The sequence below is a fragment of the Mesorhizobium loti genome (assembly GCA_014189435.1).
Classification (GTDB): domain Bacteria; phylum Pseudomonadota; class Alphaproteobacteria; order Rhizobiales; family Rhizobiaceae; genus Mesorhizobium; species Mesorhizobium loti_G.
Window position 1 is genome coordinate 766897 of record CP050293.1, and the last position, 20870, is coordinate 787766.

Consider the following 20870-nt stretch of genomic DNA (forward strand, 5'->3'; position numbering starts at 1 on the left):
GCTCAAGCCCGTTCGGCCAGCAATTCCTCGCCGCGCTTTTCGCGGATCAAATTGACGAAGCGGCGGAACAGATAGTGGGAATCCTGTGGGCCGGGTGAGGCTTCGGGGTGATGCTGAACCGAGAACACCGGCCGGCCGGTGAGCGTGATGCCGCAGTTCGAGCCGTCGAACAGCGAGACGTGGGTTTCCTCGACGCCTGATGGCAGCGAGTCGGCATCGACGGCAAAGCCGTGGTTCATCGAGACGATCTCGACCTTGCCGGTGGTGTGGTCCTTGACCGGATGGTTGGCGCCGTGATGGCCCTGATGCATCTTGGCGGTCTTGCCGCCCAGCGCCAGCGCCAGCATCTGGTGGCCGAGGCAGATGCCGAACACCGGGATGTCGGTTTTCAACAGATCCTGGATGACAGGCACGGCATAGTCGCCGGTGGCCTCCGGGTCGCCGGGGCCGTTGGAGAGGAAGATGCCGTCCGGCTGCATGGCGAGGATTTCCTCTGCGCCGGTCTTGGCCGGCACCACGGTGACCTTGGCGCCAAGGCCGGCGAGCAGGCGCAATATGTTGCGCTTGACGCCGTAGTCGATGGCAACGACATGCATGGTCGGCTCGGCCTGTTCGCCAAAGCCTTCATTCCACACCCAGGGCGTCTCGCGCCAGACCGAGGACTGGCCTGACGTGACCTCCTTGGCGAGGTCGAGCCCGATCAGGCCCGACCATGCGGCGGCGCGCCGCTTCAGGTCGTCGAGGTCGAACACGCCGTCGGGCGCATGCGCGATGACGGCGTTGGGCATGCCCTTTTCACGGATCAGCGCGGTCAGTGCGCGGGTGTCGATGCCCGACAGGGCGACGATGCCGCGCTTCTTCAGCCACTGGTCGAGACCGGTTCCGGCGCGGTAGTTGGACGGGTTGGTGACATCGGCCTTGAACACGGCGCCGACGGCACCGGCACGGGCGGCCGGATTGAGGTCCTCGATGTCCTCGTCATTGGTGCCGATGTTGCCGATATGCGGGAAGGTGAAGGTGACGATCTGGCCGGCATAGGATGGGTCGGTGAGGATTTCCTGGTAGCCGGTGAGCGCCGTGTTGAAGCAGACTTCGGCGACAGCGGAGCCGGTGGCGCCGAGGCCGCGACCTTCGATGACGGTGCCGTCGGCCAGCACCAACAGCGCGGTCGGTTTTTCAGTGGTCCAAGGGGCGGTCATCGTGGCCATGGCGGCACTCCTAAAAGGCTGCGCCCTTCAATTGGCCCGGCGGACCTTGGCGCAGCAAACGGCGCACGGCAGCGATTTCGCAAGCCTGCGCGCAGTCAAAACTCAGTTCATGCAAGGCCCAGTACATAGGGGAAGGGGCCAAAGCGGTCAATGATGCCGGCACCGAGCGGTATGGATTTATTTCATCGAACAATATCAGCTATTTGACGTCTGCCTTCGGGATTTGCCTTGCGCATTCCCCGGCGCTATTGTCCGCGCCGATCGAAGGAGAATGCACCATGCGCGGCAAAATCGCCGAATCCCTGAAGAGCGCGATGAAGGCGCAGGACAAGCACCGGCTGCCGACATTGCGGCTGATCCAGGCCGCCATTCACGACCGCGACATCGCCAATCGCGGTTCGGCGAAGGAGCCGGCCAGCGACGAGGAAATCCTGCAGATCCTGGCCAAGATGGTGAAGCAGCGCGAGGAATCGGCCAAGGCCTTCGACGAGGGCAAGCGGCCGGAACTGGCCGCGCAGGAACGCGGCGAGATGGAGATCATCCGCACCTTCCTGCCGACGCAGTTGGACGATGCGGCCATCGCGGCTGCGGCGCGCGAGGCGATCGCAGCGACGGGAGCCGCCAGCCAGAAGGACATGGGCAAGGTGATCGCCGCGCTTAAGCAGAAATATTCCGGCCAGATGGATTTCGGCAAGGCGAGCGGCATCGTCAAGGGCCTGCTGCAGTAGGGCTTTTCCCGCCACTTGTAGCGGGGCGTACAAGCGTGTTCCGGACGGGGGCGTAGCCTGACTCAAACCACAGCATGAGCCTGCAGTCGTCGGCGGATTGATCCTCGCGGCGACAACCGATCTGCCATGAACCGCCTTCGGTGACGAAAGTCGCTGACGCCGCGGAAATAGGCGGCCATTGGGGAGCGCTCAAACCACTACCTTGCATAAACAGGTAGCGTGTTATATACAGGTCTCGAACTTGAGGCCTGCCATGACCGACTCGATCCAGGTGCAGTTGCGAAAAGGCGCGCTCGATCTGTGCGTCCTGGCGGTGCTGTCGCGGGGCGAAAGCTATGGCTATGAAATCGCCAGCACGCTGGTCGCCGCGGTGAGCATGGGGGAGGGCACGATCTATCCCCTGATGCGCCGGATGCAGAATGACGGCCTGGTCGCTACCCGCATCGTCGAGTCGAGCAGCGGGCCGCCACGCAAATATTACCGGCTCACGCCACTCGGCCAGCAGGCTTTCGAAGCGCATAGCCGCGACTGGCGTTCCTTTTCGGGCGCGGTCGATAAACTTCTAGAGGATTTGCCATGACCAGGGACGCCTTCTTGCGCACGCTGAGACTGGGGCTCGCCGGCCTGCCGCGTCAGGAGATCGAGGACATTGTCGGCGACTACGCCGCCCATTTCGCCGATGCCTCGGGCCGCAGCGAGGCGGAAGTCGCTTCCGCCTTGGGTGATCCGGCCAGGCTCGCCCGGGAATTGCGGGCCGAAGCCGGGCTGCGCCGTTTCGAAGCCCATTGGAGTGTGTCGAACATGTTGGCGGCGACACTCGCGCTTGCCGGGCTGGCCTTCGTCGACATTGTCTTCCTGCTGCCTCTGCTCATCACCGCGGTCGTCCTGGCGTTCGGCGTTGGCATCACGCTTGTCGCTGTCGGCGCGCTTGGCATCAAGATCATCCTCACCACACTGCTGTTCGACCCTGGCGGCACGCTCACGGCGACTCTGGGCCGCCTCTTCATCGGCGCCGGATTGGTGAGCTGCCTTATCGGCGGCGGCGCCCTGCTGCTGCTGGCCCTGAGCGCCGGCATACGGGTTGTCGGGCGCTATGCCCGGCTGCATTCCCGTATCACTCAGCCGGACCATGACCGCGCTTGAGCGTTGCCAAGCCCGTGCAATTTGTCATCACGTTGAAGGAGACGGACAATGACTGGAAAACTGGCATTCACCGCGATGGCGGGACTGACCGGCGCCGCGCTGTTTCTGGCTGTGGGCATTGGGCTTGCCGGACCGGATTGGGTCAATGCCGGGGGCTCATGGATTGGCGGGCAATCCACCTGCGGAGCGACCACATCGACCAGAAAGGAGGTCACGCTGCCGTTCAGCGCCGACGGCAGTTTCACGATCGCCTTGCCGGCTGCGGTCCGTTATCAGCCGGGAGACAAGGCCGAGGCCGTCGTGAGCGGCGATTCAACCCTGATCGACCATGTCCGGATGGAAGGCAGCAGGCTCACCCTGGATTGTGAGCCGGGCTGGTTTGCGTCGCGGCTCGATGTCAGCGTGTCGGGGCCGGCGATTTCAGATTGGAAACTGCTGGGCAGCGGCGACCTTGCCCTGTCGCAGATCAATCAGCCTGAGCTGCGGTTGAGCATCCGCGGCAGCGGCAGCGTCGCCGCCACGGGCACCGCTCAAACGGTCGATCTGGAGATTTCCGGTTCGGGCAGCGGGCAGCTTAAAAACCTGATCGCCCAATCCGCGGAGATCACGATCCGTGGCAGCGGCGATGCGCAGATTACCGCACAGGCGGATGCGGACGTGTCGATTTCCGGCAGCGGCGACGTCGAGCTCTACGGGCACCCGACCATGCGGCGTTCGGAGGTCAGAGGCAGCGGCAGCATCACGCAGGTGCCGTAGCTCCGGCCCGCGGGCTAGGCCTCGCCAATCCGGTCCGGGGAGCGTTCGCCAATCCCTTCGACAACGATGCGGATGAGGTGCCTGATCTCGTCCTCGCTGAACGGCCCTCCCGAAAGCGCGGAAAGCATCGCCTGGCCGTATATGCCAAGCAGAACCAGCGACATGAAATTGGCGTCGTCGTCTTCGCGAATGACACCTTGCCGTTGGCCAAGCACCAGAAGGTCCCGCACCAGGAGCTGGAACGAGGGGCGGTCCGCCGGTGGCTGCAGGGACGGGCGCTCGGCCGGGGCAAGGGCCAGCCTGGCAAGCGAGGGGTTGGCCAGGCACCAACCGGCGCTGTCGAGAAAGACGGTTTCAAGCAGGACGAACACGTCTTCGTTCGCCGCCATGCGGGCGCGGTAGGCCGCATCGCCCGCTTCCACGCGGGCGATGAGCCGCAAGGCGATCTCTTCTTTCGAACTGAACAGATTGTAGACCGTCTTGCGGGTCAGTCCGGCGCGCGTCGCGATCTCTTCAACCGAGGTGTTGGCAAATCCGAGTTCCCGGAATGCTGCATCGGCGGCATCGAGGATGAGGCTTCGCGACCGTTCGGTCCGCTTTGGGGTTGTCATTTTTATACCATGGTGTAAATTTACACATGTGTAAACTTTAAAGCGCGACTCCCGGTCTCCGGCAGTCGCCAATCCCGCGAACGGTTGACCGTGGCGCATCGAAATTCAAGCGTATCCATCGGAAGCATTGTGCAAAATGGTTGGCATCCTCAGAGAATTCGGCCCGGGGATCTGGATTGCGGATGGTCCGACCGTCACGGCCGCCGCCGGCTTTCACTATCCCACGCGCATGGCCGTGATCAGATTGTCCGGCGGCGGTCTCTTCATCTGGTCACCGGTAGAGCTCACGGACGAGCTGCGCGCCGAGGTGGACGCCTTGGGCGAGGTGCGCTTCCTGATCCCGCCCAATTCGCTTCACCACGTATTCCTTGGTGATTGGCAACAGAGCTATCCCAACGCCAAGGTGTATGCGCCGCCCGGCCTGCGTGAAAAGCGCAGGGATATCCGCTTTGACGGCGATCTCAACGATACGCCTGATACCGACTGGGCCGACGATCTCGATCAGGTCGTCATGCGCGGCAACAGGATCACGACCGAAATTGTCTTCTTTCATCACGCAAGCAGGACGGTGCTGTTCACCGATCTTATCCAGCATTTCCGTCCCGGCTGGTTCAAGGGCTGGCGAGCGCTCGTTGCCCGGCTGGATCTGATGGTGGCCGTTGAGCCCTCGGTGCCGCGAAAATTCCGCGCCGCCTTTACCGACCGGCGTGCCGCGCGTGCCGCCATCGAACGTGTGCTGGCCTGGCCGGCTGAACAGGTGCTGATGGCGCATGGCGAACCGGTCACCGAGAACGGTCAGGCGTTCATACGCCGCGCCTTTCGCTGGCTGGTTGGCCAGTAACGTCCTGGGCAGATTTCGGCGGTTCGAGCGCGCGGCGCAATGCCGGCGCCTCCTGCTGGATATGATCCCATAGCCGGTTCGCGACCGGCCCGTGCGGCCGGTCGCGGCGGCGCGCCACCACCAGCTCGTCGGTGCGCCCCGGCAGATGACGGCCGGCGATGGATTGCAGGCGTCCGTCGCGCAACTCTTCCTCGATCAGGAAGCTGGGCATGTGGCCCCAGCCGAGGCCCTGCAGGATGATTTCCTTCTTCATGCCCTGGTCGGCCACCATGCACTGAGGCGCACCTTCGACCATGAAGTAGTCATGTCGGGGTGAATGGCGGGCGGTGTCGCGCATGACGCATTGGGTGAGTGCGTGCATGTGATCCAGGGTGATCGGTTGTTTGATAGGCTCTGGCAGAAAGCCCGGCGCCACCACCGGAATGAACGGCACCTTGCACAGGTCGACCCATTCCACCCGCGCATCGCCCTTGTCGATCCAGTGCAGGATCAAATCGGCTTCGTCATCGAAGAGGCGCTCCCACGGGCCGCCGACGGCTTCGAAGTGCAGATGCAGGCGCGTGCCGGGGCAGTGGGCGAAGAACCGTCCAAGCATCCCCAGCACCTGCGGGCGCGGGCACAAATCGCCGATCACCACATGGATCTCGCTTTCCTCGCCCATTGCCAATTGGGCGGCATGGACACGCAAGCCCTCCAGTTCGCGCAGCAGCTGACGTGCCCGGCGGTGGAACGACAGCCCTGCCTCGGTGGGGCGCACGCGATAGCCGCTGCGATCCAGGAGGACAAGGTCGAGCTGCCGTTCCAGCTTTGCGACGGCGGCGAACACCGCCGGGTGCGAGCGATGGAGCAACGCCGCCGCAGGCTGAAAGCCGCCGGTGCGAACCACGGCATCGAAGCATTGCAGATCATGCAGGGTGAATTCCGCCATGTCAGCTTTACCTACAGAGATTGTCTTATCTTTGTAATATCAACAAAAAGGCGTCACGGCTACGTTCTGGCTCATTCAACGTTCCAGAAGGAATTTTCACCATGAACGGGCTGAATTTCGTGACCATCGGCGACGGCACGCGCATCGCCTACCGCATCGACGGCGATGCCACAAAGCCGGTGCTGATGCTGTCGAACTCCATCGCCACCACGCTGCATATGTGGGACAGGCAGGTCGACGAGCTATCGAAGCATTTCCGTGTTCTGCGCTATGATTTTCGCGGCCATGGAGGATCGAGCGCCCCGGCCGGCGCCTATTCGCTCGACCGGCTTGGCCGCGACGTGATCGAGCTGCTCGATGCGCTCGGCATTGAGCGCGCGAACTTTCTCGGCCTGTCGCTGGGTGGCTTTGTCGGGCAATGGCTCGGCATCCATGCGCCCGAGCGGATCGACCGGCTGATCCTGAGCAACACCTCGTCCCATCTCTCGCCGGCAAGCTATTTCGACGAGCGGATTGCCGCCGTGCAGCAGGCGCCGGACATGTCGGAAACCGCTGAGACGTTCCTCGGCAACTGGTTCCCCGCGTCTATGGTGGCTGCCAACGCGCCCGTGGTCGAAGACTTTCGCACCATGCTGCTGACCATAGATCGGCACGGCCTGGCGGGCCTGTTCGCGGCGGTTCGCGATGCGGACCTCCGCCGCACTGTAGCGCTGATCTCCCGGCCAACGCTGGTGATCGCCGGACAGCACGACACGGTGACGGCAGTCAGCCACAGCGAACTGATTGCGACGGCGGTACCCGGCGCGAAGCTGGTCGTGCTGCCCGCGGTTCACCTGTCGAATGTCGAATACCCTGCCGAGTTCATGCAGGCCGTGCTCGGCTTTCTGCGCTGAACTGGGGCGCGAGCTAGCAGTGAGTGAAGTTCGCAGCCTGTCCGGTTGCGGACTTCAGGATCCCTTGCAGATCGGCAACGGCTGCGGCGGCGGTGCCGGATGATCCTTCTTGTATTGAGCAATCATTGGCTCGAGGGTTTTCTTCGGCCAGAATTTCGGAGCGCCGATTTCCTTCAGGCAGGATGCGTTCCAGTAGGTCCCGCGCTTGGCGGCCACTGCGGCGATGTCGCGTGATTCCGGATAGATGTAGAGCGTCGTCGGATTGTCCTTCACCATCGAAATGATCTGCCGGGCATCCGTCGGCGACCAGCTGGTGCAGCCATTGCTGCGGCCGCCAGGATAGTCGACCAGCTTGCCGAACGGCACCAGACCGTCATGATTGGCATATGAGCTGTTCGGATTCTTGCGCATGCACTGGGCGCGCAGCACCTGCGCCGCGTGGCCGCCGATCACCCGCTGCCTGGCGTTGGCGGCTTCGCCTTCGCCGTCGAACTGTATGAAGGTGCGCAGGAAAGCCGAATCCTGCTTGCCACCGGTGCTGTAAAAGCCTTTGAACGACGTTTTCGCCTCGCGCGTCATATAGGCCCCGCCGGCCGTGAGTTCTGAATCCATGGCGTTGCCGAAGTTCTTCGAGCACCGCCTGCCATTCGAAAAATCGACAGTGCCTTTCAGGTTGCGGCCGCCGCCATGACCCGACGAGATCGCGCGAAACGACTGGCTGGCTTCGCATATGACGTAATACCGGCGCCCGAGCACGCCATTGCCCAGATCGCCGGGGCGTGTCGCATCCATGGCAAAGTAGCAGGGGTTCCTGACCGCGCCCTGCGCGACCTTCTTCAGGTAAAGCGCGCGCGCCCGTTCCAGCACCACTTGCGAGATCTGACCGTCGCTGTCGCCGACATGGGCCTGCAGCCAGGCTGGAACGCCTGATGGTGCGGCAGAGGATCGAGCCGACACCGTCAAGGCAATGACGGCGACGAGGAGGCTGAGGATCGGGACGATGCCCAGGGGGACGAATCTCAACCGCACGGGTTCACTTCTCCTGCCAAGACCGTTTCCTTGCGGTGTTGCCGCCGGGAATCAATCATAAAGGGCCTCGCATTATCAGGCGAAACACATCTTGTTTAGCGCCCCTTTGTTTAGCGCGCCCTTCTTGGCGCAAACGCGCCCTACAGGCTGCGGGCTTGCGGCGGACGTCTCCGCATCTTTGACTGTCCGCGATTTTCGTTCCCTACGGATTTGGGTTATCATTTGATTCTGGCGCAGCCCACGCCTCCTCCCTCCGCCGGGAAAGCATCGTTCATGCAGGGCCATCTTATCTCCGAACCGACTGTTCGAGCACCAGGCATAAGGAGGGATTGCTAAAACCGCTCGCACCAGGAGGTTTTGCAATGAAGCTGTCCGCGCCCATCCACCATCTCAAGCGTCAAGCCAGGTTATTGTCTCGCAAGGGCAAGATTGCGCTCCACGAAGCACTTAATCGTGTTGCAACCGAGGAAGGTTTCAGCAGCTGGAGCCTGCTTGCAGCCAAAGCAGCCGAGGCGGCGCCTGCCGGAAGATTGTTTGCGCAACTTGCGCCCGGCGATCTCGTTCTGGTGGGTGCACGACCTGGCCACGGCAAGACGCTGATGAGCCTCGAACTGGCAATCGAAGCCATGAAGTGCGGCCATCGCGGCGTGTTCTTCACGCTGGAATATACGCAAAAGGATGTGCTCGACCGGTTTCGCGCCATCGGGGCGGACCCGGCACGGTTCAACGACCAGTTCATATTCGACAATTCCGACGCCATCAGCGCCGACTACATCGTCAGTGCGTTGAGCTTGGCGCCACGCCGCACGCTGGTGGTGATCGATTATCTGCAACTGCTCGATCAGAAGCGGGAGAACCCGGAACTGATGGCGCAGGTTCGCACGCTGAAGGCCTTTGCGCGCGACAGGGGATTGATCCTCGTCTTCATCTCGCAGATCGACCGGTCATACGATCCGGCGAAGAAGCCGGTTCCCGACATCAGCGATGTCCGGTTGCCGAACCCGCTGGATCTGTCGCTGTTCAACAAGACATGTTTTCTGAACAGGGGCGAAATCCGGTTCCAGGCAGCGAGCTGACGATCCGGTCAGCAGCCTCTATTGGGCGGCAGCCGTGAGGTTCAGGAGGTGCGCAACCGATGCAGGATTGTGTTGCGCGCGCAGCGCGTCGGCCGACTGGCGAACGACTTCGGAAATCCGCAGCAGCTGTTTGGCGATCGGGCTGGTGTTGCGCCAGACCATGCCGATCGTGCGCGACGGCTGGGGACTTCTGAAGCGCGCTATGGAGACCGGCGCCGAGCGCGTCTCCACCGCCACGGCCATTTCCGGAATCAAGGTGACACCGATGCCGGCGCCGACCATCTGCACCAGGGTCGACAGCGAGCTGCCGTCCAGCAACTCGCGCGGCCGTGCCGAATGCATGCTGCAGAACGACAGCGCCTGATCGCGGAAGCAATGGCCTTCTTCCAGGAGAAGCAGCCGCATTTCGCGCAGCATCTCGCGATTGGGCACCGGCTTTCCCTCGTCCTCACCGGGCCGGACCAGCACGAAGTTTTCGGCAAACAGCACGACCTCCGTCAACGACGGTTCGGACACCGGCAGCGCGACGATAGCCGCATCGAGCCGGCCGTCGGCCAGTTCCTGGATCAGCTTTTGCGTCAGCGTCTCGCGCACATGGATATCGAGGCCGTCATGCATGCGTGAAAGGTTGCCGATGATGGTCGGCAAGAGGTAGGGCGCGACCGTCGGGATGACGCCGATGCGCAGCCGGCCGACCAGCCTGTCACGCGAAGAGCGGGCGAGATCAGCCAGTTCGTCCACCGAACGCAGGATGTCGCGCACGCGCAGGGCAAACTCCTCGCCGAAATTGGTCAGCCGGACCTGGCGCGGGCCTCTTTCGAACAGCTCGGTGCCCAGCGTCTCTTCCAATTCCTTGATCTGCACCGAAATGGCGGGCTGGGAGATCGCACAGGCGTCCGCCGCGCGCCCAAAATGATTGTGCCGCGCCAGGGCCTCGAAATAGCGCAACTGCTTCAGGGTCAGGTTTGCCATAACCACACCTTATCTCTGTGATCAGTAAATCCAACTTATATTAATCGATCCGCTTTGCTATAGAGTCTGGTAGGGAGATGAAAGGCAGCCGACGCCACACAGTCCGCATCATCGGTGCGGGCGTGCGTTCGGGGCTGTTTTTGTTCAACGCAATCTTGTCCAGGGCAAGCTCAGGGCAGTAGGACATTTCGCATATTCGGGCTCCTGACCGTCGCGGCGGCCATGGAGCTGACCGTCTCGAAGGGCATTCCAGGCCCTTGTTCACGCAGCCGTTGAGGCAAAGCTCAACACAGCCACGATCGGAGAAAAACATGGACGCCAACACAGACGATAACAGCAAGGGCAAATGCCCGGTCGTGCACACAGCCGTTGGCAGGGTCAACCGCGACTGGTGGCCGAATCAACTCAATGTCCAGGTTCTCCACCAGCAGTCGCCGCTGTCCGATCCGATGGGTGAGGCGTTCGACTATGCCGAGGAATTCAAAAGCCTCGACCTCGACGCCGTCATCAAGGACCTGCATGCGCTGATGACGGACTCGCAGGAGTGGTGGCCGGCCGACTTCGGCCATTACGGGCCGCTGTTCATCCGCATGGCCTGGCACAGCGCCGGCACCTACCGCATCGCCGATGGCCGTGGTGGCGCCGGGGCCGGTCAGCAGCGCTTCGCGCCGCTGAACAGCTGGCCGGATAACGTCAACCTCGACAAGGCGCGCCGGCTGCTGTGGCCGATCAAGCAGAAATACGGCCGCAAGATCTCCTGGGCCGATCTTCTGATCCTCACCGGCAATGTCGCGCTGGAATCGATGGGCTTCAAGACCTTCGGGTTCGCCGGCGGCCGCGCCGATGTGTGGGAGCCGGAAGAGGACATCTACTGGGGTCCCGAGGGCAAGTGGCTGGCCGACGAGCGCTACAGCGGCGACCGCGATCTGCAGAACCCGCTTGGCGCCGTGCAGATGGGCCTGATCTACGTCAATCCGGAAGGGCCGAACGGCAAGCCTGATCCGCTGGCCTCGGCGCGCGATATCCGGGACACCTTCGCGCGCATGGCGATGAACGACGAGGAGACCGTCGCGCTCATCGCCGGCGGCCACACCTTTGGCAAGACCCATGGCGCCGGCGATGCGACGCTGGTCGGCGTGGAGCCGGAAGGCGCCGACATCGAGCAGCAGGGCCTCGGTTGGGCGAGCAAATTCGGCACCGGCAAGGGCGGCGACGCCATCGGCAGCGGCTTGGAAGTGACCTGGACGACGACGCCGACGAAGTGGAGCAACGACTTCTTCGACAACCTGTTCGGCTTCGACTGGGAACTGACCAAGAGCCCGGCTGGCGCACACCAGTGGACGCCGAAGGGCGGCGCGGGTGCGGGCACCGTGCCGGATGCGCACAACGCTGCAAAGCGCCACGCGCCCTCCATGTTGACCAGCGATCTCGCGCTGCGGTTCGATCCTTCCTACGAGACGATCTCGAAGCGCTTCCATGAGAACCCGGATCAGTTCGCCGACGCGTTTGCCCGCGCCTGGTACAAGCTGACCCATCGCGACATGGGCCCACTCGTACGCTATCTCGGCCCGTTGGTTCCCAAGGAAGAGCTGCCCTGGCAGGACGTCATCCCGGCCGTCGATCATGTGCTGATCGACGAAGAGGACGCAGCAGCCCTGAAAGCCAAGATCCTGGCGTCCGGCCTGTCGGTGTCGCAGCTGGTCTCGGTGGCGTGGGCGTCGGCCTCGACCTTCCGTGGTTCCGACAAGCGCGGCGGCGCCAATGGCGCGCGCATCCGCCTTTCGCCGCAGAAGGACTGGGCCGTCAACCAGCCGGCGGAGCTCGCCAAGGTGCTCGACAAGCTCGAAGTGATCCAGAAGGACTTCAATGCTTCGCAGACCGGCGGCAAGAAGGTCTCGCTTGCCGACCTGATCGTTCTCGGTGGCGGTGCAGCGGTCGAGAAGGCCGCGAAGGCCGCCGGCCACAGCGTGGACGTTCCCTTCTGGCCGGGCCGTATGGACGCCTCGCAGGAGCAGACGGACATCCACTCCTTCGCGCCGCTGGAACCAACGGTTGACGGCTTCCGCAACTATGTCAGCGGCAAGCAGCGGCTGACCGTCGAGGAAGCGCTGGTCGACCGTGCGCAGCTGCTGACGCTGACGGCGCCGGAGATGACGGTTCTCGTTGGCGGCCTGCGCGTTCTCGGCGCCAATGCCGGGCAGTCCAGGCACGGCGTCTTCACCAAGCAGCCGGAAACGCTGAGCAACGACTTCTTCGTCAATCTGCTCGACATGGGCACGGAGTGGAAGGCGAACTCGGAGGCCAAGGACGTGTTCGAAGGCCGCGACCGCAAGACCGGCGAAGTCAAGTGGACCGGCACCCGCGCCGATCTGATCTTCGGTTCGCACTCCCAGCTGCGGGCGCTGGCCGAAGTCTATGCAACGGCGGACGCCAAGGCGAAATTCGCCAGGGATTTCGTGGTGGCGTGGACCAAGGTGATGAACGCCGACCGCTTCGACATCGCCTGAGCCTGCCATAGGCGCTCCGGTGCTGCCGCGCCGGATCGACAGTCCTCCCAAGGACATAAGACCAGGGCCGCGTTTCCAGCGATGGGAGCGCGGCCCTTGTCGTAAGAGGCCGCGCCTTGGTGGACCGTGCCTTCCCGGGCAAGGATGCTATTTTACCGGCTTAGCGTCTCCACGGTGCATCATGGTCGAAATCGTCAAACCCGCGCTTGAACATTTGCCGTCCTACAAGTCGGCGCTCGAGCGCGGCTGGTCGCCGGACAATGTGCGGTTGCTGGAGGCGACGCGTGAGCAGCTTGCGGCGATCGAGAAGGATCCGGTGGCTTTTCTCGCCGACCTCGATGATCCCCAGGCCAAGGGCGGCCCGATCGCCTTGCCTGACGGGACGAAAGTGCCGCGCCTGCCGGGCTTCCGCCGCTGGATCTGGGACGGCGAGGCATCGGGCTCGATCGGCTTTCGCTGGCAGAAGGGCACGGCAGCGCTGCCGCCGCATGTGCTCGGCCATATCGGCTATGCGGTGGTGCCGTGGAAGCGGCGGCGCGGTTACGCCACCGAGGCGCTGCGGCTGATGCTGGAGGAGGCGAGGGCGGTCGGCCTGCCTTATGTCGAGATCACCGCCAAGCCGGGCAACCCGGCCTCGCACAAGGTGATCCTTGCTAATGGCGGCAAGCTGGTCGAGCGTTTCTTCGAGGATGCCGCCTATGGCGGAGTGGAGAGTTTGCGGTTTCGGATCGAGCTGTAGCTCGCTTTATCGCTTTTCGGCCTGATCGCGCAGCCAGTCGGCGAGCGACGTGCGCCGCGTGCCGGCCCTGCCTGTGAAGGTCTGGGCGGACAGCATGGAGTTCAACACAGCTTCCTGCGTGGCCTCCGCCGCCGCCCGGAAAAGCATGTCGATGCGCGCTTCGTTGAGGGTAAGCAACGGCACCAGATCGCGGGCTTCATCGTGGTCGACCATGTTACCGGTGCTGAAGGCGATGGCTATGTCGCCGCTGCCATGGCCCCAGAAGGAGCCAAGCCTTGCGATGCCAACTCCGGCGCGGCGTGCCACACGCTCGAGTTGGCGGTGTTCGAGTGGAACATCTGTTGCCAGAATGATCATGATCGAGCCGCGTTCGACCCGGTCCGGCTGCCTGGGATCGGGCCTGCGCCCATCCGGGAGCACGAGGTCTCCGGGTTTGCCGAAATTCGACAGGACGAGAACGCCAAGATGACGGTCGCCACCGAGCGCGATCTTTCTGGACGCCGAACCGATGCCGCCCTTGAAGCCGAAGCAGCTCATTCCCGTCCCGGCACCGACATTGCCCTGTTCGACCGCGCCATCATGCGCATCCGCCAGCGCAGCAAGGGCGTGTTCTTCTGATATCGCCAGTGCCTGGATGTCGCTCAGCGGCCCGTCATTGCACTCGCCGACCACTGGGTTGACGGTGCCGGTCGAGCGGCCGATATCCGGGTTCAGGCGGATGGCGTCGCGGATCAGCGCCGTTGCGCAGGTGCCGACCGAGAGCGTGTTGGTCAGGAGGATCGGCGTTTCGATGGTGCCGAGTTCCTGCACCTGCGTCAGACCGACCGTCTTGCCGAAGCCGTTGATGACATGGCCTGCCGCCGTCACCTTCTTGCGAAACAGATTCCCGCCATGCGGCAGGATCGCGGTCACGCCGGTGTTGATGTCGCCCTTGCGTAGCGTGCAGTGACCGACACGGACCCCGGGCACGTCGGTGATCGCATTGTTGGCGCCCGCGGGCAGGATGCCGCAGGTCAGGCCGAAATCGCCGACAGTCCTGGTCATGCCTGCTCCTGGCTCACAAACGACCCGCGTCTGGGCCGAGGTCCGCGCCGGGACCCTGTTGGAGTGTCACCCATGCTCGTCGGCGCACAGCGCATGATCTGACAGCGCGCGGATGACGTAGCAGTCGCCGACCGTCTTGCCATTGCAGCAGGTGGCGATGCGTTCGAGTTCGGCCTCCAGCCGCTTGAGCTGGGAAATCTTTTCCCGCACCGAGATCAGTTGCTCCCCGGCGATCTTGTCGGCGTGGCCGCAGGGCTGCTCGGGATGACCGCTCAGTTCGATCAGCGAGCGGATGTCCTCGACGGCGAAACCGAGGTCGCGGGCGTGGCGGATGAAGGCCAGCCGCTCCAGCTCTTGCCTGGAATAGCGGCGCTGGTTGCCTTCCGAGCGCTCGGGTGCGGCAACAAGGCCCATCTGCTCGTAATAGCGGATGGTCGGCACCTTGACCCCGGTGCGGCGTGAGAGATCACCGATCGAAAACATGAATTTTGCCTCTTGAAGCTCTAGTGACTAGAGCAATTACAGTGCCTGACATCAGCATTCAAGACCCATGCGGCGACGCCGCGCGGGCAAGACAGACAGGTGATGTGATGACGACGCCCCTCAGGCAGACACGGTTCAAGATCGGCGGCATGGACTGCGCTTCCTGCGCGGCCAAGATCGATACGGCGGTGCGTCGTCTCGACGGCGTCGCCGATGTCTCGGTTTCGGTGACAGGCGCCTCCATGACGGTCAGCCACGGCGGTTCGCTCAACGATGGCAAGGTGCTGCAGCAGGTGGCGCGGCTCGGCTACGGCATCGTCAAGGCGGAAGGCAGGACCGACGGGCGCGCATCGCCGACAGCCTCGACGCATGACCATGCTGACCATGACCACGAGGGCCACGATCACTCCGGCGACGATCACGAGCATGGCGGCGAACAGGTCGCCAACGAGGCTGCCGGGTCATCTCATCTCCACAGCGATGCCGAGCCGGGGCAGGCGTGGTGGCGCTCCCGCCGTGCTGCGTTGACATTGGCTTGCGCGGCGGCGCTTGTTGCCGCTTACGGCATCGGCCATCTGTTTCCAGTGGCCGAGCGCTGGGTCTTCCTGGCCGCCCTGCTGGTCGGCCTGGTGCCGATCGCCCGGCGCGCGCTGATGGCGGCATTGGCCGGCACGCTGTTCTCGATCGAGATGCTGATGACCATCGCGGCGACAGGCGCCGTGACGATCGGCGCCACGGAAGAGGCAGCCGCCGTTGTGGTGCTGTTCCTGATCGGCGAACTTCTGGAAGGTGTCGCCGCCGGGCGCGCGCGGGCGAGCATCCAGGGACTTGCCGATCTTGTGCCGAAGACAGCGCTGGTCGAGCGGGCAGGCGGCACGTCAGAGGTTCCTGCTGAAGATCTTGCTGTCGGCGACGTCATCGTGGTGCGGCCGGGCGACCGTATCCCCGCCGATGGCGAGATCGTCGAGGGCGCTGGTGATATCGACGAGGCGCCGGTGACCGGCGAGAGCACGCCGAAGCGCAAGGGCGTCGCGGACGCCGTCTTTGCCGGCACGATCAGCACCGACGGCGTGCTCAAGGTGCGGGTGACGGCGGCCGCTTCCGACAACACCATCGCCCGTGTTGTGCGGCTGGTGGAGGAGGCGCAGGAGGCCAAGGCGCCGACAGAGCGCTTCATTGATCGCTTCTCACGCACCTATACGCCGGCTGTGCTGGCGGTCGGCGCGCTGGTGGCGCTGCTGCCGCCGCTGCTTGCCGGTGGCGACTGGAACGAATGGATCTACAAGGGCCTGGCGATCCTGCTGATCGGCTGCCCCTGCGCGCTGGTCATCTCGACGCCGGCGGCGATCGCCGCCGGCCTTGCGACCGGCGCGCGGCGCGGCCTGCTGATGAAGGGTGGTGCCGTGCTGGAAGGCTTTCGCCGTATCACGGCGGTGGCCTTCGACAAGACCGGCACGCTGACGGCGGGCAAGCCTGTCGTCACCGACATTGTGGCGTATGGAAGGGATGAACGCACCGTGCTGGCGCTGGCGGCAGCGCTGGAGCAGGGCTCCAGCCATCCGCTGGCGCTGGCGATCCTGGACCGGGCCAAGGTCGATAAGGCGCCGGTGCCGCCGGCTCTCGCGGCCAAGGCGATCTCGGGCAAGGGTGTCGAGGGCAGCGTTGGCGGCGTTGCTGTCTTCCTCGGCTCCGGCCAGGCGGCGGGCGAACGCGCCGTGATGACCGAAGCACAGCGCCTTGCCGTCGACAGCCTCAACGGCCAGGGCAAGACCGTCTCGGTGCTTGTTGCCGATGGCATGGTGGCCGGGCTGATCGCCATGCGCGACGAGCCGCGGCCGGATGCGGCGGCCGGGATCGCGGCGCTCAAGGCTGAGGGCATCCGCGCGGTGATGCTGACCGGCGACAACCGCCGCACCGCCGAAGCCATCGCCGCTTCGCTCGGCATCGAGGCACGGGCGGAGCTGTTGCCGCAGGACAAGCAGCGCATCGTCGGTGAATTGCAGCGCGAGGGGCTCAAGGTCGCCAAGGTCGGCGACGGCATCAACGATGCGCCGGCGCTGGCCGCCGCCGACATCGGCATCGCCATGGGTGGCGGCACCGATGTGGCGCTGGAAACGGCCGACGCGGCGATCCTGCATGGCCGCGTCATGGACGTCGCGCGCATGGTAAAACTGTCGCGGGCGGTGATGGCCAATATCGGCCAGAACATCAGCGTGGCGCTCGGGCTGAAGGCAGTGTTCCTGGTCACCACCATTTTAGGCATCACCGGCCTGTGGCCGGCGATCCTGGCCGATACCGGCGCGACCGTTCTGGTCACCGCCAACGCCATGCGCCTGCTACGCTGGCGCGGGTGAAGGTTTTGTTTCGTGGTCTATTCGGCCGGGGCCGTCAGCGGCGGCGTGGCGTTGCTGCGCCCTTCCCAGACATAAGAGGCGAGCGCCACCGCGACGGCGACCAGCATGGCGATGACGCCGAGCAATGGCAGGCTGCGATAGCCATAGCCGCTGTTCAGCATGGCGGCGCCCAGCGAGGCGGCCAGCGCGATGCCGACATTGAAGCCGGACGGAATGAGCGAGGAAGCGAGGTTCGAGGCGTCGGCCGTCCAGGCCAGGATGCGGGTCTGGATCGGTGTGCCGATGGCGAAGTTGAGACCACCCCAGATGACGATCGCGACAACCATCGGCAGGGGATAGGGGCTGACGGCATAGATGACGGCCAGCGTCACCGCCTGCAAGCCCAGCATCGTGATCAATGACGGCATCAGCTTCCAGTCGGAGAGCTTGCCGCCAAGGAAGACTCCGAGCGTCGCGCCGACGCCGTTGAGCAGCAGCACCCACGGCACCAGGTTCTCGTCGAGCCTGGTGACCTCCAGCAGTGTCGGGGTGATGTAGGTGAACAGGCCGAACTGGCCGATCATCAGCATCAGCATCAGGATCAACGAGGTCCAGACCTGCTGGCGTGCCAGCACGCGAACCTCGCGGGCGAAACCGGCGGGCCTGGCTGACGATCCGGTGGTGCGCGGCAAAAGGGCTGCCATGGCAAGCGTTGCCGCCACGCCCAGCGCACACATCACCCAGAAGGTCGCGCGCCAGCCCCAGATGTTGCCGATCGCAGTGCCCGCCGGCACGCCAATGACGTTGGAGACGGTGAGGCCGGACAGGATGACGGCAACCGCCATGCCGCGCTGGTCCTCGCGCACAAGACCGACGGCGACGACCATGGCGACGCCGAAATAGGCGCCGTGCGCGACCGCCACCGCAATGCGCAACAAGAGCATCGAGGTGAAGTCGGGCGCCAGCGCGCAGGCCGCCTGGCCGATGGTGAAGGCGATGGCGAGGCCGAGCAGCAAGGTCTTGCGCGACAGCGACTTGGTGGCGAGCGCCAGCAGCGGACCGCCGATGGCGATGCCGCAGGCATAGCCGGAGACGAGATAGCCGGCCGAGGGAACCGAAACGCCAAGACCTTGCGCCACTTGCGGCAGCACGCCGGCAATGACGAACTCGGTGGTGCCAAAGGCAAAGGCGGCTATGAACAGGGCGATGAGCGGAAGCGACATGGCGGGAAGCGATCCTGAGCAAAGCGCCTCAAACCACGGATGGGCTTTGCGGGCAATCCAGAAATTGTTGGCGCCGCTTTAGCTTTTCTTGAATTGGGTGCGAGGCGGTGAAGCGCCAATCTCCCCACTTGTGGGGGAGATGGCCGGCAGGCCAGAGGGGGGCGCTGTCCCGCCAGCCTATCAAACTTTCTGCCTGAGCTGACGCCGGTGACAAACTAAGAAAATCAAAAGGCGGTATCGGCCGCGCTCTACGGCGCCCCCCTCTGTCCTGCCGGACATCTCCCCCACGAGGGGGGAGATCGGCAGTTCCTCAGCTCGCCTTGAGCCGCGACCCTGTCAGCAGCCCGCGCTCCTCGAGCACCGGATAAGCCATCGAGGCCAGCAGCGAATTGATCTGCTTCAGGTCGCGGATGGTGTCGAGGTGGATCGAGCTGGTCTCGACACTCTTGGCGGTGCCGTCGCGCAGGCGTACGAAATGGCTGGCGCTGGTTTCCTTCTCGCGGTCGCGCAACTGGTCCTTTTCCAGCACCAGCTGGCGGGCAGTCTCTGGATCGCGCGACACCAAAACGTTGAAGGCAAGCCGCGCATTGGCCAGCACTGAGCTGTGGAAGGCGGACAATTCGCTCCAGCCCTCGTCGGTGAATTCCAGCCCGCGCTCGAACTTCTTCTTCACATGCACCAGCATGTTGCGCACGATGATGTCGCCGACCTGCTCGAGCTTGACGCAGGCGCCGATCAGTTCCTGGCAGCGCAGGGCCTCGTCCTCGGTCAGCGGGTTCCTGGTCAACTTGGCAAGGTAGAGCTTGATCGCAGCGTGCTTGCGGTCGACGCGGTCGTCGAGTGCGGCCAGAGCCTTGATCTTGTCGGCGTCGGCGCTTTCGTAGAGTTCGATGATGCGCTTGAGCATGATCTCGATCGTCTCGCAGACCCGCACCACCTCGCGCGTGGCATTGGCCAACGCCTGGCTCGGCACGTCGAGCGCGCTTTCGTTCAAGGCGGACAGCTCGACGACGTCAAGCGAGGCGGCCGGCACGGGCTTGGTGCCAAGTGCGACAATCTTCTCCGAAGCACGGTAGACGAACCCTGCCAGCGGCAGGCCAGCAAGCAGGATCAGCACATTGAACAGGATGTGGGCATTGACGATCTGGTCCGCCGCCGTCGAACCGAGAAAGGCAAAGTGCGGCCTGAAGATCATGACCAGGATCAGCATGATCAGCGAGCCAAGCCCGCGCATCAGGAGATTGCCGATCGGCACGACGCGCACTTCGGGGCTCGACGAGCGGGTCAGCATCGGCGCGATGATCGAGGATCCGAGGTTGACGCCGAGGATAAGAACGACGCCGAGTTCGGGCGTGATCAGGCCACGGCCGGCCAGCGTCGCCATCAACAGCACCGCCGCGATGCTCGACTGGAACAGCCAGGTGATGAGCGCCGCCAGCAGATAGGCGGTGATGGAATCGGTCGAGAAGTAGTTGATGATGACCGGCATGAGCTGGCTGTTGCGCAGCGGCTCCGATGCCTGGCCGATCATCTCCAGCGACAGGATCAGCAGGCCGATGCCGACCAGGATGCGGCCGGACTGGCGCCAGTCGCGCCGTTCGGTGGCCATGAACATCACCGTGCCGGTGATCAGGCAGAGCGGCACCAGCAGGGTGAGATCGAAGGTCAGCAGCTTGACCACCAGCGCCGAACCGATCTCGGCGCCGCGCACGGCAAGCTGGCCCGCGGCGCCCGAGACGATGCCGGAGCCGGCGAAGGAGCCGACCAGCAGCGTGACGGCGGTGGAGCTTTGCAGGGCGATGGCGAGGCAGGTGCCGGCCAGCACCGCCATGATCGGATTGCGCATGGTGGCGCGCAGACGATGGCGCAGCACGTCGCCATAGGCGCGCTCGACGCCGGTCTTCACCATGCGGGTGGCAAACAGCATCAGCGCCACGGCGCCGGCCAGATGCAGGAGGACGACGGACCCGCTCATGTCGCCGCCTGCATGCAAACAGGGCGCGCGCCCTGTTTGGCGTGGCGAGCGGGATGAAAAGCGAGGTTACGAATCATGATCATGGCGTTGGTCGATATTAGTTCGAATATTTTAGCCGGATAATAAAATCTTGTCGATTTCAAGGGGCCGTTGCAGCGCGACAAGCGGTGTCGGAAAATGGACGGACGCGCAAATGGTTGCATTGCCAGGCCGCTGTGATGCAGCGGATCGGCCGGGTTTGCCGTGCGCTGGCTCCCTGCCTTTACAGTGATGTTCAATTCTCTTGGGTAACAGAAGGAATTCATTACACAATTGTAATGCAGGCGTTCAGTTTCGGTTCATCGGTGGGCCGCTATTTCCTGGGCATCGACAACCAAGGAG

At 64.0% G+C, this 20870-nt stretch carries 20 protein-coding genes; 10 read left to right on the plus strand and 10 right to left on the minus strand.

Going from position 1 to position 20870, the window contains the following annotated elements; genetic code table 11:
* Positions 1–2 precede the first annotated feature (2 nt).
* Positions 3–1208, minus strand: a complete 1206-nt coding sequence (gene carA, locus HB777_03690) for a glutamine-hydrolyzing carbamoyl-phosphate synthase small subunit (protein QND63108.1) — start codon at positions 1206–1208, stop codon at positions 3–5.
* A gap of 278 nt (positions 1209–1486) precedes the next feature.
* Between carA and HB777_03695 the strand changes: the two genes are divergently transcribed.
* The 4 genes from HB777_03695 to HB777_03710 all read left to right on the plus strand — a co-directional run bounded on the left by HB777_03695 (position 1487) and on the right by HB777_03710 (position 3835).
* Entirely contained in the window at positions 1487–1936 is a 450-nt protein-coding gene (locus HB777_03695) for a GatB/YqeY domain-containing protein (protein ID QND63109.1), read from the plus strand.
* A 253-nt stretch (positions 1937–2189) separates the two neighbouring features.
* Positions 2190–2516 carry a PadR family transcriptional regulator gene (locus HB777_03700; protein ID QND63110.1) on the plus strand — a complete coding sequence of 109 codons (327 nt, stop codon included), beginning with the start codon at positions 2190–2192 and terminating at the stop codon, positions 2514–2516.
* Positions 2513–3079 (plus strand): DUF1700 domain-containing protein, encoded by a 567-nt coding sequence (locus tag HB777_03705; GenBank protein QND63111.1) that lies wholly within the window; start codon positions 2513–2515, stop codon positions 3077–3079. The genes HB777_03700 and HB777_03705 overlap by 4 nt, the downstream gene beginning before the upstream one ends.
* Positions 3080–3127: 48 nt before the next feature.
* Positions 3128–3835: a DUF2807 domain-containing protein gene (locus tag HB777_03710; protein ID QND63112.1), complete on the plus strand. Its 708-nt coding sequence runs from the start codon at positions 3128–3130 to the stop codon at positions 3833–3835.
* 14 nt (positions 3836–3849) lie between these two features.
* On the opposite strand, the gene HB777_03715 is transcribed toward HB777_03710, so the two are convergent.
* Positions 3850–4446, minus strand: a complete 597-nt coding sequence (locus tag HB777_03715) for a TetR/AcrR family transcriptional regulator (GenBank protein QND63113.1) — start codon at positions 4444–4446, stop codon at positions 3850–3852.
* A 136-nt stretch (positions 4447–4582) separates the two neighbouring features.
* Here HB777_03715 and HB777_03720 point away from each other — a divergent pair, with 136 nt between their 5' ends.
* Complete coding sequence (locus HB777_03720; GenBank protein ID QND63114.1) at positions 4583–5287, plus strand: DUF4336 domain-containing protein; 705 nt, start codon at positions 4583–4585, stop codon at positions 5285–5287.
* On the opposite strand, the gene HB777_03725 is transcribed toward HB777_03720, so the two are convergent.
* A complete protein-coding gene (locus tag HB777_03725) occupies positions 5250–6215 on the minus strand; it encodes a LysR family transcriptional regulator (GenBank protein ID QND63115.1) in 966 nt (321 codons plus the stop codon). The genes HB777_03720 and HB777_03725 overlap by 38 nt on opposite strands.
* A 101-nt stretch (positions 6216–6316) precedes the next feature.
* On the opposite strand from HB777_03725, the gene HB777_03730 reads away from it, so the two are divergent.
* On the plus strand, positions 6317–7108 hold the full coding sequence (locus tag HB777_03730; protein ID QND63116.1) for an alpha/beta fold hydrolase: 792 nt from the start codon (positions 6317–6319) through the stop codon (positions 7106–7108).
* A 54-nt stretch (positions 7109–7162) separates the two neighbouring features.
* Here HB777_03730 and HB777_03735 read toward each other — a convergent pair whose 3' ends face one another.
* Complete coding sequence (locus HB777_03735; GenBank protein ID QND63117.1) at positions 7163–8137, minus strand: hypothetical protein; 975 nt, start codon at positions 8135–8137, stop codon at positions 7163–7165.
* 362 nt (positions 8138–8499) lie between these two features.
* Here HB777_03735 and HB777_03740 point away from each other — a divergent pair, with 362 nt between their 5' ends.
* Positions 8500–9213, plus strand: a complete 714-nt coding sequence (locus HB777_03740) for a DNA helicase (GenBank protein QND63118.1) — start codon at positions 8500–8502, stop codon at positions 9211–9213.
* Positions 9214–9231: 18 nt separating this feature from the next.
* Here the strand turns inward: HB777_03740 and HB777_03745 are convergent, their stop codons facing one another.
* Entirely contained in the window at positions 9232–10185 is a 954-nt protein-coding gene (locus HB777_03745) for a LysR family transcriptional regulator (protein ID QND63119.1), read from the minus strand.
* Positions 10186–10496: 311 nt separating this feature from the next.
* On the opposite strand from HB777_03745, the gene katG reads away from it, so the two are divergent.
* A complete protein-coding gene (gene katG / locus HB777_03750; protein ID QND63120.1) occupies positions 10497–12692 on the plus strand; it encodes a catalase/peroxidase HPI in 2196 nt (731 codons plus the stop codon).
* Positions 12693–12873: 181 nt separating this feature from the next.
* Complete coding sequence (locus HB777_03755; protein ID QND63121.1) at positions 12874–13431, plus strand: GNAT family N-acetyltransferase; 558 nt, start codon at positions 12874–12876, stop codon at positions 13429–13431.
* 6 nt (positions 13432–13437) lie between these two features.
* On the opposite strand, the gene HB777_03760 is transcribed toward HB777_03755, so the two are convergent.
* Both HB777_03760 and HB777_03765 read right to left on the minus strand, forming a co-directional pair.
* A complete protein-coding gene (locus tag HB777_03760) occupies positions 13438–14475 on the minus strand; it encodes a P1 family peptidase (protein ID QND63122.1) in 1038 nt (345 codons plus the stop codon).
* A 66-nt stretch (positions 14476–14541) separates the two neighbouring features.
* Positions 14542–14958: a helix-turn-helix domain-containing protein gene (locus tag HB777_03765; protein QND63123.1), complete on the minus strand. Its 417-nt coding sequence runs from the start codon at positions 14956–14958 to the stop codon at positions 14542–14544.
* Between the two features lie 107 nt (positions 14959–15065).
* Between HB777_03765 and cadA the strand changes: the two genes are divergently transcribed.
* Positions 15066–17312: a cadmium-translocating P-type ATPase gene (gene cadA, locus HB777_03770; protein ID QND63124.1), complete on the plus strand. Its 2247-nt coding sequence runs from the start codon at positions 15066–15068 to the stop codon at positions 17310–17312.
* A gap of 17 nt (positions 17313–17329) precedes the next feature.
* Here the strand turns inward: cadA and HB777_03775 are convergent, their stop codons facing one another.
* The 3 genes from HB777_03775 to HB777_03785 all read right to left on the minus strand — a co-directional run bounded on the left by HB777_03775 (position 17330) and on the right by HB777_03785 (position 20767).
* Complete coding sequence (locus HB777_03775) at positions 17330–18514, minus strand: MFS transporter (protein ID QND63125.1); 1185 nt, start codon at positions 18512–18514, stop codon at positions 17330–17332.
* 310 nt (positions 18515–18824) lie between these two features.
* Entirely contained in the window at positions 18825–20489 is a 1665-nt protein-coding gene (locus HB777_03780; protein QND63126.1) for a Na/Pi cotransporter family protein, read from the minus strand.
* Positions 20486–20767 carry a hypothetical protein gene (locus tag HB777_03785; GenBank protein QND63127.1) on the minus strand — a complete coding sequence of 94 codons (282 nt, stop codon included), beginning with the start codon at positions 20765–20767 and terminating at the stop codon, positions 20486–20488. Before HB777_03785 ends, HB777_03780 begins: the two co-directional genes overlap by 4 nt.
* Between the last annotated feature and the right edge of the window lie 103 nt (positions 20768–20870).